Source organism: Acinetobacter sp. PK01, from assembly GCF_022819285.1.
Taxonomy (GTDB): Bacteria; Pseudomonadota; Gammaproteobacteria; order Pseudomonadales; family Moraxellaceae; genus Acinetobacter; species Acinetobacter tandoii.
The window spans coordinates 502,731-516,719 of sequence record NZ_CP094643.1 but is presented as its reverse complement, the minus strand read 5'-3'; the positions used below and the strand labels follow the sequence as shown (position 1 = coordinate 516,719).

Here is a 13,989-nt window from a genome sequence, read left to right as displayed (position 1 = left end):
AATGCATATACAGTTCGTTCAAATTTGTGATTTATTTCAAATTTAAGGGCTACTTTTTATTAAAAGATCAAACCTAAAACACACCAAAAAAACAACAAATCTCTACTGTTCCAATGTCACGAATTCACATGAAATAAGCGTGTTTTCAGGAAATAAGAACAAACAATGATTAGGGCAGCAAAAATTCAGGATATTCCTGAGATTCTTCATGTATTGCAGGAAAGTATCCGTTCCTGTATACAAGATCATCAACGTGTGGAAAGTAAAATTCAGGCTTGGCTGGAAAACAAAACGCATAGTAATTTATTGTTATGGATGCATTATAACGACAGTTGGATTTACAGCGTCAATCAACAAACTGTCGGCTTTATTATGGTCAGTGACTCTGGCAAAATACTGCTGAATTATACGCTGCCAGAAATGCAACATCAGGGTATAGGTTCTGCCTTACTCAACAGCGCTATTTCCCATTTGAAACTCAGAAATTTGCAACAAATCACCCTCGATAGCACACAAACAGCAATGTCGTTTTACCAAAAGCATGGCTTCCAAATCCGTGCATATGCTACTCCAGAGCAACACACTATCCCCATGATTAAATATATTTAATCTTTTACATTTTCAATTGATCTCGCCCTGCATTTTTGGCGAGATAAAGCTGCTGATCTGCCGCTTTCATTAGTTCATGAATATCAGAGTAATGGTGATTTCGATCAATATAAGCAGCACCAATACTCATGGTCACGTATTGTTTATGATCGCCACGATTCATATGTTCGAACTGATGCTGACGAATAATTTGAAGCAAATGCTGCAATGATTTTTCAACCACCACCACAGGCATATTCCGCAGTATAACCGCAAATTCCTCACCGCCGTAACGGGCTAAATAAGCGTGCTCAGGCAAATTACGTTGAATTACTTGGACCAATTGTTGCAGGATTTCATCTCCTTTGAGATGTCCATAATAATCATTATATTTTTTAAAATAATCGACATCTAACATAGCAAAAGTCAACACAGCATTATGCTGCTGTGCGGTTTCATTGAACTGACGCTGAATTTCTGAATTCAAGGCACGGCGGTTAAAAGCCCCTGTTAGTGCATCGGTTTGCGCCTGTATCTCTAGCCTTTCATTTAGCTCACTTAACTGTACAGTTCGCTCTTTTACTTTTTGATCCAATGAGGAATTAAGTTCTAATAAATTATTATTCAACTTCTCAATTCGATCGGAGTGATAAGCATAATTTTTTGCTTGTTGTACCATGATTAAAAAAGCATAAAAACTGGTCGAAGCAAAAGATAAGTTAACTGAATCGATCCAATTTAAACTCAGTAAAAAATCATGTAGAAAAGTGACACACAACAATACCACTGCCCATAAATTAATAGTGGAATATGGTTCGTGCCTATTTACGGTTTGATAGAATCCGTAAGCGAAGTTCACCACCACAATAATTCCCAACAAAAAACTATAAAATGCCAATTTTTCAAAAACTTCAGGCATGGATAAACATGTAATGACAATGTCGAAACTCAATACAAATACAGCTATGGTAAAAACTGCGGGATGCAAATAACGCTGATTGAGTAAAAACATGTAATTGATAAAGAAAAATGCTGAGAGATAGGTAAAAATATATTCGAGCCGTGTTCCCCATAACCAATCAATATTGGTGAACACCGTATAAACATAGGGTGCAGAAAATAAATTGTGTAAAGCTAAAAAAATAATAAAGACGCCAAACACAAAGAAACCTTGGCTTTGGTTATGTCTGACCCCTCGGAAAACGGCAAATAATATGGTGAATACACCAACGCCAATGACTGCACCGCATACGCCCGCGATGCTCATCATTAGTTGTTGGAATTGGCGGTTCACTGTTTGACTCAATCCAATTCGCATTGGGTTTTCTAAACCGCCATGTAAACTCTGAAAACTCGATACCTGCATGGTGACAGTAAAATATTCACTTTCGGCAATGAAATAAGCAAACCGAGGTGCATTCTCGGTTTGATGGGTTTGAATGGTTTTGCCAACCTTACCTAGTCTTAATAGAAAGTCACCATTTAAATACATCCGATACGCACCGTATTGATTTGGAATCCAAATGGCGATACGACGTCCTATAAATTCTTTTGGTATCTTAAAGTGACCAATAAAAGTTCCATAAGTATTTTGCGGATAACCCATTTCTTTAAAGGAAATCGGTAAAAGTACGGTTCTAGAAGGTATGGTCGGTGTTGCGGTTTGTAATAATTGTTTTGGATAATATTGCCACTGTCCTGACAAATACGTGGTCGTATTTTCTTCAAATGGGACTGAATTGATATTCTTTTGATGCGCGTAATAAGACTCGGCAACTGGTTCATACAGTGCCCAACTGGATTGCTGTAAAAGCAACATGAAACATGTCAGCGCATAAAGGATAAAATGCAATATCGTATATGGCTTAAATATTCTTATCTTCAAGTCGCGTTTATTCCTTGTTCGCGAATTTGATTTTTAATAAAAATAGAATGCACTAAAAAAACGTTTATTTTCAGTAGCAAGTTTAACCATAGCACGCTTTTTCCTAAACATGCTATGGTTTATTTTTCAAATATTATTAGTCACGTGTTTTAACGTCATATAATTCAATTTCAAAAATTAAATTCGAGTTGGCTGGAATAATATTACCCATTTTTCGCTCACCATAAGCCAAATGCGCAGGTACAATCAGTTTACGCTTCCCGCCCACTTTCATGCCCATAATGCCTTGATCCCAGCCCTTAATCACACGGCCCGTACCAATCACACATTCAAAATAGTTGCCACGGTCAAGTGAAGAATCAAATTTGGTTCCGTCTTCCAACCAGCCTGTGTAATGTGTGGTAATTAAAGCACCTTTTACCGCTTCTTTACCTTCGCCTACAACTAAATCAATAATTTCTAATTCATTTGACATATTCAATACTCCTCGAACACGCTTAAGTTTACTGTAACTGAATCCACTCAATTTGTGCTTGAGCATGATCACCTATGAGCGTCCACTCACCATCCATCACATTCAACTGCAATTGCATGGTACGTTCGCACAATTGCTGAATAGCTTCGGTAGTCGCTGGTGATAATTGCCAAACTTCAACATTACTGAGGGTTTTTAATTTGCTATTGCGTTTATACCACTCTTCAACTGCCGTACCATAAGCAATTACGGCAACCGACTTACAACGTGCGCTGGCTTTTTTGACTTTATCTTCGTCAGGACAACCCACCTCAATCCAATGTACCAACTGACCTGTTAGGTCTTTTTCCCAGAGTGCAGGCTCATCAGTTTCAAATAGATCTTTGGTAAATTCCAACTGTTCGCTCGCATAACGGGCAAATGCCAAAATTCGAACCATTAAACGTTCAATGGTTTCTGATGGGTGCAATGCCATGGTGAGTTGATAATCACCATATTGGTGAATATCCATGTTGGCAATATTTAAATCTGCCTTATAAATTGTTGCTTTTAGCGCCATGAAATGATCCTCAAATTTGGCGCCTAGCATATAAGATTTAACACAATTTTGCTGAACAGTTTTAATCCGTTTCCGTATCTATACGGCAGGCAAGTAACTGAGTTTCAAATAAAGCCCAGTCCCGTTCAGTTTGTACAATCACTTCAATACGGTTATCTACATTTTCAGGTGCAGACTGATAATTAAACTGATTCGGATTAAAATTAAAACTTTTCCAACCTTGATTGGTATTAAAAATACCCTTGATTCTGAGCCACTGCTGCTGTTCGCATAACAGGTCAAGTAAATCGTAGAAATCAAATTGCCAACGCTTGGAAAACTTCCACCCAGCAATACTATAACCCTGCGCAGTTTCTACATAATGATAAGGTAACTGCTTAATTTCAGGTAATGCCGACTCATGACTGTACTGTTTTTGAATCTGAATTAATGGTTGGATTTTGCGTTGCACACCTTGATATGGCAAATCAATTTCTGCCAGTTGTAATTGCCCCAAAGTAGGTTTTAACCATGTCTGAGCATAAGCCAGATATTCCTGCTGCAACTGTTGTAAAGCCTCTTTATCCACAGCTTGCATGTGTTCTGTATGTGAAATCACCACGATTTGCGCGGCTTTCAACTGATCAGCATACAGATGCTGTTTCACCCATTCCTGTTCATGCAAACGCGAACCATCCACCACCGTAACTAAAGCACGCATTTGAATTTGGCTTTGCCAATGTGGTTCAGTCAGTTGCTCTAACAGTTGAGCTGGATGACCCAAACCTGTAGGTTCTATGAATAAACGATCAGGTTGAGTTTCAGACAATAAACGAGATAATGCAATTTGCATGGGCAATTGACTGCTGCAACACAAACAACCGCCTAAAAGCTCCTTTACGGCATAACCTTCGGCTTGCGGAAGCAGATTTTGATCCACCCCTATTTGACCAAACTCATTCATCAAGACAGCCCAGACTTCGCCTTTAGGCTTTTGTGCCAATAAGCTATTCAGTAATGTAGTTTTTCCTGCACCTAAAAATCCAGAAATAATATGGGTCGGTACGGATTTTTGTGGGGTCAACAGTTTCAAAATGAGATGCTCGCAAGCCAAACGAAAAGTGAAGATTAATGTAATAGTATAACAAAATCTTCACTTTCGCTGCATGTACATATTACGAACGCATATGCCGTCGAATGTATTTTTAAACCGATATTGAATATAAATTTAAACAAACTGGCTCGGATCCAACATGTGTAAGGTAATCTTTTTCACCTCATCTCGACTTTGCTGAATATGGGTGGCAATTGCCGCGATTGCTTCTTCAGTTTTTTGCTCAAAAATTAATTTTAAAATATGTTGATGTTCCTGATATGTGGCTTCAATACGGTACTGTTTAGAAAAATCTAAACGGCGGATAATCCGTATTTTTTCACTTAAGTCTAAGTGAATTCGCGCCATCTCATTATTGCCTGCTGCACGAACCAAAGCGCAGTGAAAATCCTCATCCAGTTGCGAGAGTTGCTTTATGTCATTCAGATAATCTTGCGGTTCCACCATCCAAATTGCTTTCAGTCTTGCCAACTCACTGGATTGCTCACAATCTTGCTGTGACAACTTATAAATGGCATCTTTTTCCAGCACAATCCGCACATCATACAGTTCTTCATAATAGCGGAAGTTCAGTGGTCGGACTTGCCAACCACTGCGGAAACTGACCTCGACATAGCCTTCTTGCTGTAAGCGATACAAAGCTTGCCGAATTGGAGTTCGGCTCACCTCATATGCTTGTGCAACTTCAGACTCAGTAAAACGCTCACCTGGCATTAATTTGAAATCGAAAATATCGTTCTTAATGCGTTGATACACCAGCGCGGACAAATTGTCTGCACTTTTACTTGTCGCGCTTTTCATTTCCTATACTCAACTCTATTCCATATACACCAAAGGTTCTCCGCTGTGTACGGTTTGTCCCGCACGACAAATGACCGCTTTAACGATGCCATCTTCAGTCGCATACACAGGCAGCTCCATTTTCATGGCTTCAATAATAGCAACTGTTTCACCTTTTTTAATCTCCTGACCAGACTCAACAAAAATTTTCCAAATATTCCCCGTCATAGACGCATTCACAGCCAAGAAATCTCCAAAGTCCTCGAACTGTTGCTGAACGATTTCTTCGGGTTGCGCGCTATGTTCCTCTTTCCAACGCCCGACTTCTGCACTGAAAGCGTGTTGTTGCTGTTGCTTGAATGCTGCAATGCTTTCCGCTTCGTCCTGTAAAAATTGGGTATAACTGGCAAAATCAAACTCAGTTTCTTCAATTTGAATCTGTGCCGCACCATGTGCAAAATCGGTACGCCATTGATTCAACTCTGCTTCTGTCACAGGGAAGAATTTAATTTGATCGAAGAACTGCAAGAACCATTGTTTGTCGCCAAATTGTTTGTTTTGTTTAAACTTATTCCAGATCGGTAAGGTACGCCCCACCAATTGATAACCCCCTGGGGAGTCCATGCCGTAAATACACATGTACATACCGCCAATACCCACCGTACCTTCCGCAGTAAAGGTACGTGCAGGGTTATATTTTGAACTGAGTAAACGATGACGCGGATCAATTGGCACCGCACAGGGTGCAGTCAAATATACATCGCCTAAGCCTAGCACCAAGTAATTGGCATCAAAAATAATGTCGCGGACTTGTTCACGGCTGTCTAAACCATTAATCCGTTGGATAAAGTCAACATTGTTGGGCAACCACGGCGCTTTAGCACAAACACTTTCTTGATAACGCTCCACCGCACCCAACGTTGCACTGTCCTCAAATGCCATCGGTAAATGTACAATTCTCGATGGAATTTTTAACTGGCTTAAATCTCCCATTGAAGATTCCAACTCAAGTAAATGTGCAATCAGTTGTGGCTGTGAAATCACCAGACCATCATATTTAATTTGCAGTGAACGCACCCCAGGTGACAGTTCTAAAATGCCATCTTGGTTTGCGCTGCGAATCATTTGCATCAATTGATGCACGCGTAAACGCAGCGCCAAATCTAATACATTTTCACCATATTCCAGCAGAATATAACTGTCTCCTGCCTGACGGTAGATTGCTTTTGGTGTTGTTGCTGTTTCTTCACGTAAAGCCAGTATGGTGCTTCCGATTTCCGTCACTGCGGATACTTCAGCAACCGTTTGAGCCACAGAGAAATTCTCAATCTGCTCAATTTGCTGACGTTCTAAAGCATTGGCTTGCTCGACTGTCATCGGGTAAAAGCTAATTTTATCGTCGGCTTTTAATTGGCCCACTTTCCACAGCTCTGCTTTGGCAATCGTCACTGGACAAACAAAACCACCCAGACTCGGGCCATCTTTTGCTAAGATCACAGGAAAATCTCCCGTGAAGTTAATTGCCCCGATTGCATATTCGCAGTCATGTACATTGGAGGGATGTAAACCTGCTTCACCGCCATTTTCACGTGCCCAACTTGGAGTGGGTCCCGATAAACGGACACCTAAGCGGTTAGAGTTAAAATGTACTGTCCATTCGGTTTGGAAAAACTCTTCAATATATTCTGCTTTAAAGAAATCAGGAGCGCCATGCGGACCGTAAAGCACACCAATTTTCCATTCACGTCCATAACTTGGAATTAAATCAGGTGCGAGATCTTGAGGCTCTGCTGCCGCCAAAGTTAATCCAGCATGCGGCATATCAGGATCAACCAGTTTAATCATATCTCCAGTACGTAATGTACGCCCTGCATGTCCGCCAAAGTTACCTAAAGCAAAAGTTGCACGACTGCCTAAATATAACGGGACATCCAAACCATGACGTACAGCCAAATACGTTCGACATCCCGACTCAACTTGACCCAGTTTAAGCACCTGCCCCGCCTTCACCTGAATCGCCGACCAAAATGCAACAGGCTGATCATCCAAAGTTACGGCACATGGTGCACCTGTTAAAGCAATCGTAGTTGTCGTGTGGAACTTGAGTGTCGGCCCCGATAGAGTGAACTCAAAGCCTGCGGCATTTTGTGGATTACCCACAATTTTATTCCCCAATTGGAAGGCATAATCATCCATTGGCCCTGAAGGTGGCACACCAATATCCCAATAGCCTGTCCGTCCCGGATAATCTTGAATCGAGCTTAAAGTTCCCGGCTGCAAAACTTCAATTACTTTGGGCACATACGTAAAATCATCTAACATCCGTGTCCAAATGTTCATTTCGGCAAAACGCTGATCGGCAATGACTGCACGGGCATAATCCAAGTTGGTACTGATACCGTTAAGGCGTGTTTCACTCAGTACTTGCTGTAATTTTGCAATCGTTAGCTCACGGTTTTCCGCATGCACAATGATTTTGGCAATCATCGGATCAAAGTATTGTGAAATTTCTGTTCCCGTCTCCACCCATGTATCCACACGAGCGTGTTCAGGAAAATAAACTTCAGTTAATATCCCCGGACTTGGCTGGAAATTTTTAACTGGGTCTTCAGCATAAATACGCACTTCAATTGCTGCGCCTTGTGGCTGAATATTCTGTAATTTTTCCCAATCTAAGCCATCACCCGCAGCCACTTTGAGCATACATTCAATTAAATCCAGCCCTGTTACCATTTCTGTCACAGGATGTTCGACTTGTAGACGAGTATTAACTTCCAAGAAATAAAATTCATCACGCTCAGCATCATAAATAAACTCGACGGTGCCCGCGCTACGATAGTTAACCGAAGCACCTAGTTCTACTGCCGCTTGATGCAACTTCTGACGCGTCCCTTCAGGCAATAATGCAGCAGGCGTTTCTTCCACCACTTTCTGGTTACGGCGCTGCAATGAGCAATCACGCTCACCTAATGCCACTACTTGACCCAAGCCATCGCCAAAAATCTGGACTTCAACATGACGTGCTTTATCGACAAAACGTTCTAAAAACACGCCTGCATCTTTAAAAAATTGTTCACCTAAACGTTTGACACTAGCATAGGCATCTTGCAGTGCTTCAGGCGTATCACAGCGGGTTAAACCAATACCACCTCCTCCTGCGGTGCTTTTCAGCATAATTGGATAACCAATTTCTGCCGCAGCAACCAATGCTTCTTCTAAACTATTGAGCAAACCTGTCCCCGGTGTCATTGGGACATGTGCAGCAGCCGCCAATTCACGCGCACGATGTTTCAGACCAAATTCCAAAATCTGTTCGGCAGTTGGCCCCATAAAAGCAATATGGTTGGCTTCACAGGCTTGTGCAAATTCAGCACTTTCAGACAAAAAACCATAGCCTGGAAAAATTGCTTCAGCACCTGTTTGTTTAGCAGCTGCAATTAATTTTTCAATCGATAAATAGGTATCAGCGGGTTTGGTTCCTTGTAAGTCCACTGCCAGATCAGCATCTTGAACATGCTGCGCATAACGGTCACTGTCCGAATACACAGCAACACTGGTGATTCCTAATTTTTTTAAGGTACGTATTGCACGTACAGCAATTTCACCACGGTTAGCAATTAATACAGTTTTAAACATGAGCGTTCCTATTTTTTTAATGTGTTATTTGTAGTTGTTGTGCATTACGATGCTGAATATAGGCGCGCCAGCCCCCAAAATGACTGATGTTTTCAGCATCGGCTAAACCATATGGCTCGCAAATAAAACCCTTGACCCAACGCCCATCACTCAGCTCAACATTGCCCATCCCCAATGGCGTTGGAATTTCAGCGACAAACTCACCAAATCGAGCTGTTGGCACATCCCATAGTTCCACGATAATTTCCTGTCCATTACTTTGACGTGCCAAACCTGGTTTTGGTGGAATCGTGCCATTCAGTGCATATAAGGCATAATTGGCTGAGGTTTTAGTGGTTTCGACATGCACTGCTTGGCGTGTGCTGAGTTGGAAATTCAGGGGCATACCTGTCAAATGTGCACCCACTACCGCCACACGAATATGCTGTGCGGATAGTGCAGAGATTGACTTTACCTTTTCAGCATAAGGACGTCCTGTCGCACCTAAAGGCAATTGCAGATGTGCTTGCCATTGACGACCAAAATCTGCCAAAGCACGGTCATGCCATGCCGGTGCAATCAAGCTGATGCCAAACGGTAAACCATCTTCGCGGAAACCCGCAGGGAGTGCCAAAGCACTTAAGTCTGCAAGATTGGTAAAATTGGTATAAGTGCCAAAATGTGAGTTGTATTGAATCGGTTCCTGCTGCATTTCTGCAAGGGTATGAATGGTTGGTGATGTAGGTACAACCAAGGCATCAAACTCTGACAGCAACTCTTGAATTTGTCGCGCCAAATCATTTTTGAGATATTCGGCTTTATAAGCATCGAGTGCCGTATAGTTTTTGCCTTGTTGAACAATCTCCAAGACGGTTGGATCAAATGCTTCTGGAGCTTGTTCGAGTAATGCTTCAACCGCTATCGTACGCTCAGCCACCCACGGGCCTTGATAAAGCTGTGTTGCCAATTGTTCAAAAATTGAAAAATCAATTTCAGTCAACGTGACATTCATTTGCTTTAGTTGTGCAATCGCTTGCTGAAAAGCTTGCTCTGCTTGTACATCACCAAAGAATTGCAAAGTTTTTGGAATCGCAAAATGAAGTGCCGAAGATAATTTTGCGGGTGCTGTTTCAGGGTTATGTCGTGAGTAACTATCACGCACATCAAATTGTTCCAGTACCTGCGCCACGACCTCCGCATCGTCTACCGTTAAGGCAAATATGGAAATACAGTCAATACTTTTTACGGCTGGCATTAAACCATAATTTGAAAAACGTCCTTTGGTTGGTTTTAACCCCACAATATTGTTAAAAGCGGCAGGTACACGACCAGAACCTGCGGTATCTGTGCCTAATGAGAATGGTACCAAACCACGTGCCACCACACTGGCAGAACCTGAACTTGAACCGCCACTGACATACTCAGAGTTAAAACTATTCGGGACTGCCCCAAATGGAGAACGTGTACCGACCAAGCCTGTTGCAAATTGATCAAGATTGGTTTTGCCCACCACTATCGCACCTGCCTGTTTCAGCAAACGCACTGTTTCGGCATCTTCTTGCGCCATATCATGCAAAACTTTACAACCCGCTGTTGTGGCAAAGCCAACAACATCAATATTGTCTTTGACAGCAAATGGAATGCCATACAGGGGAAACTGTTCAAATAATGCTGTACTGGTTGTACTATGTTTTTCTAATTCTTCAATCTGTTGTTGCAAAATTTGAGGAGTCGCAAGGGAAATCCACGCTGTATCTTCTGTATCAAAAGCCTGTACCCACGTCATTAAATCCGTTAATTGAATGTGTTGTGTTTTATAGGCATTTTGCCATTCTGCGATGGTCCAGCCAAAAGATTGAAGTATGTTCACTTTATGCATCCTATCTTGTATACAAGTTAAGATTCATAAAGCGAATTTTATGCCAATATTTATTTATTATTAAAAATCAATATTTTGATTAAATTTACATACAAACCTACATTTAAATGAGTACTTGGAAATAAAAGGATGCATTTTTTTAATACAGTAAAACATACGTTATGCACTAAAGCGTGCTGCATTTTAAAACATGAATAAGCCAATAGAAGGTAGAAATAAAAAAGCAGCAAAAAAACGTGATGGTAAATTTAAAAGACCATGAGTAAAAAATTTCCTTCCCCCATTTTCAGGGAGAAGGAAGGACCTAAACTGGTAAATATTTTTATTGATTATTTAGATGAATAAGAAATTTTCATCCCCACGGCATAACCAGTATTATCTTTGAAATCACCAACGACACGGCCATCTGATACCTCACCTTTTACATCACCAAACCACATATAACGACCACCTAAACTAAAGGCGACATTTTGGTTAATGTTGTATTTAGCCGCTAAACCCACACCCCAATAACCTTCAACAGGACCTAAAGTTGGCGCAGGTGCACCTGCACCAGAGTCCCATAAACCAGAAACAGACATTGCAAGTTTTGGTGATAAGCGCTTACCAACACCAAGTTCAACAGCGGTTTGGTCATCATGATACGTTACTAAAGGCAACCCACGTCCATTTTGTAACGCATATGCAGTAGTCGCTTTTAATGCTGGTGGATAGTAAGCAAAATCACTCCATGGCACCCAACGGACTCTAGCAAATACAGCCGTAGTCTGATTTAAACCCGTTTGCAGATTTAAGTTCACAGACTCTGGCGTTGTCACACTGCCTCTATTGGTATGTGAATAATCGAAGCCAATTAGGTCTGCCAAAGGAACATCTTCTTTAATTGCTGTTTTATGTTCAATTTCAGAACGATAAGTTAACGATGCAAGAATACCTAGCTCAGGCTTGGCATAGCTCATACCCGCAACCCAACCTACAGCCATATCATCAAAACTATTGTTATATCCACTTGAGGCTTGATACGTTAAACCACGTAAATGTACATCTGCTTGTAGTTCTTGTAATGCAGGACCACCATAGATCATAAAGTTTTTATTGAGGTTATAACCCAATAAAGTTGTGAGGTTTTTTGACTTTACCTCAACGCGTGTATAGGCATCAGATGCAGGTAAATTGGTCGCGATAAAATTATTCTCGCCTTCAAATTTTACTTTTGCGCCATATGGCTCATCATAAATGAGCGCCAAACGGAAGCTTGGGTTTAAGTCAGTTTTTACGGCATAACCCATTGTTTGAAAATCTTCTGCCAAATCAGATATATGATTTCCACTTGTGTCAGTCCCCTGTACATCAGGATCAATATGCGTATAACTTACTTCTGCATAGGTACCCTTTTCAAACAGCGCATCGATTTGCTGTGGCGAGCGCTCTAAACCAGCAGCAAAAGTTTGACCAGACAATACTGACAATACCGCAATATTGAGGTATTTTTTCTTATTGAATTTCATCTCTATTCCTTTAGTCAATTTAAACAAGTGAACGTGTTTCGATCCTATAAATACACGCACTTATTAAAGATTAAATAGTGAACTACTTAATCTCGGTGGTTACCCATGTGGGGTAATTCAGATAGTTTTAGCTTGCTGCTATTACGCAGTATTTTTAATACTCAAAACTGTAATCCAGAAAATAACGCTCACTATTTTAGATGCTCAATTCGATCCGATGAGCTCAAGTAAACAAAGCTATATTTGAATTAAGAGAGTTCTGCTCACGATTACGGTATAGAGCCCCAAAAATGGAATGATACTCATGTCCTTGTCATGAAACAGTGACGTACTTTTTTTTTACACCAAAATCTGTTATTTCTTATTTATCATCCTGATTCCAAATCCTTTTTAGCAGCAAACTCTTGTAATCCCACAAGAGCAAAATATCTATGTTCTTTTCGAATCCAATAGTTACTATCTTTAATCGTTCGATTTCACATCGATATTTTTCAACAAGTAACATATTTCTAAGAAAACCATAGTCATCCTTAATTATGGATTTCTTAAAAATATTACTTACGAATTTCACTCATTCACTGAGATGCAATCGGCATCTGAAGATTAGCAGTCTCAAAGAATGAAACACCCATGCAAAAGAATGGTTAGCGAATGGTTTTGAAGGAGAAAAAATTTAAAAAATGCTGCATAAATAATCCAGAAAAAATGCACTAGACCATATGCTACTATTCATCAATCATGATTAAATTTTAAACCTTCAATTTAACATCAAGATGTCACAACTTAATGATCATCATCAGAAACAAAGCCCTTTAAAATTCTTGATTTTTTAATTGCTTAACAATGGATGTCACAGCAATAAAATTGCTACTTTTACGATCTACCCTCTAGTTCTGTTATGCAATTTTAAAACCCAATTGTTGACTTATAATCAAGAATATTTTGCAGATTCATCGATTTTTCAGCATCAAAGACTTAATTATACTTTTGCCCAATTCAAAAAATTTGGTTGAGTCATTCAATGAAAAACATTCTGATTGTCAACGGTGCAAAACAATTCGCGCATTCAAACGGCGAACTTAACGACACACTAGCCAATTTTGCAAACACCCATTTAAATCAACAGGGACACAATGTTCGTATTACAAGAACAGATGCTGAATATGACATTCAGCAAGAAGTTGAAAACTATGTTTGGGCGGATGTAATTATTTATCAAATGCCAGGTTGGTGGATGGGTGCACCATGGACTATGAAGAAATACATCGACGATGTTTTTACTATAGGTCATGGTACGTTGTATACCAATGATGGGCGTTCACGTAGTGATGCCAGCAAAAAATATGGATCAGGTGGTTTAATTCACGACAAAAAATATATGCTTTCTCTCACGTGGAATGCTCCGATCGAAGCATTTGAAGATCAAGAACAATTCTTTGAGGGAGTTGGGGTCGATGGTGTCTATCTACCCTTTCACAAAGCAAATCAATTCTTAGGTATGCAAGGTTTAGACACGTTTATTGTCAATGACGTCATTAAAGCACCGAATGTACCTCAATATTTAGAAGCCTATCGCTCACACTTAGACACGATTTTTACAGTATAAA

Annotated in this window: 10 protein-coding genes; 2 read left to right on the top strand and 8 right to left on the bottom strand. The window is 40.4% G+C overall.

Translation table 11 applies throughout. From position 1 onward, the window contains the following. Window positions 1-165: 165 nt before the first annotated feature. Window positions 166-609, top strand: a complete 444-nt coding sequence (locus tag MP622_RS02385; protein WP_243792316.1) for a GNAT family N-acetyltransferase — start codon at window positions 166-168, stop codon at window positions 607-609. Between the two features lie 4 nt (window positions 610-613). Here the strand turns inward: MP622_RS02385 and MP622_RS02380 are convergent, their stop codons facing one another. The 8 genes from MP622_RS02380 to MP622_RS02345 form a co-directional block, all read right to left on the bottom strand. Then, complete coding sequence (locus MP622_RS02380) at window positions 614-2,407, bottom strand: GGDEF domain-containing protein (protein ID WP_243792314.1); 1,794 nt, start codon at window positions 2,405-2,407, stop codon at window positions 614-616. Between the two features lie 202 nt (window positions 2,408-2,609). Then, window positions 2,610-2,948 carry an FKBP-type peptidyl-prolyl cis-trans isomerase gene (locus MP622_RS02375; protein WP_016166921.1) on the bottom strand — a complete coding sequence of 113 codons (339 nt, stop codon included), beginning with the start codon at window positions 2,946-2,948 and terminating at the stop codon, window positions 2,610-2,612. A gap of 28 nt (window positions 2,949-2,976) precedes the next feature. Then, window positions 2,977-3,507 (bottom strand): YaeQ family protein, encoded by a 531-nt coding sequence (locus MP622_RS02370; protein ID WP_243792313.1) that lies wholly within the window; start codon window positions 3,505-3,507, stop codon window positions 2,977-2,979. 61 nt (window positions 3,508-3,568) lie between these two features. Next, window positions 3,569-4,579 carry a GTP-binding protein gene (locus tag MP622_RS02365; RefSeq protein ID WP_243792311.1) on the bottom strand — a complete coding sequence of 337 codons (1,011 nt, stop codon included), beginning with the start codon at window positions 4,577-4,579 and terminating at the stop codon, window positions 3,569-3,571. 135 nt (window positions 4,580-4,714) lie between these two features. Further along, window positions 4,715-5,401, bottom strand: a complete 687-nt coding sequence (locus MP622_RS02360) for a GntR family transcriptional regulator (RefSeq protein ID WP_016166924.1) — start codon at window positions 5,399-5,401, stop codon at window positions 4,715-4,717. A 15-nt stretch (window positions 5,402-5,416) separates the two neighbouring features. Beyond that, window positions 5,417-9,016: an urea carboxylase gene (uca, locus tag MP622_RS02355; protein ID WP_243792309.1), complete on the bottom strand. Its 3,600-nt coding sequence runs from the start codon at window positions 9,014-9,016 to the stop codon at window positions 5,417-5,419. A gap of 16 nt (window positions 9,017-9,032) precedes the next feature. Beyond that, window positions 9,033-10,865: an allophanate hydrolase gene (atzF, locus tag MP622_RS02350; RefSeq protein WP_243792307.1), complete on the bottom strand. Its 1,833-nt coding sequence runs from the start codon at window positions 10,863-10,865 to the stop codon at window positions 9,033-9,035. A gap of 338 nt (window positions 10,866-11,203) precedes the next feature. After that, a complete protein-coding gene (locus MP622_RS02345; protein WP_243792305.1) occupies window positions 11,204-12,382 on the bottom strand; it encodes an outer membrane protein transport protein in 1,179 nt (392 codons plus the stop codon). Between the two features lie 1,021 nt (window positions 12,383-13,403). On the opposite strand from MP622_RS02345, the gene MP622_RS02340 reads away from it, so the two are divergent. After that, the gene (locus MP622_RS02340) at window positions 13,404-13,988 is read left to right on the top strand and encodes an NAD(P)H-dependent oxidoreductase (protein WP_243792303.1); all 585 of its coding nucleotides are present in this window, start codon (window positions 13,404-13,406) and stop codon (window positions 13,986-13,988) included. Window position 13,989: the final 1 nt, after the last annotated feature.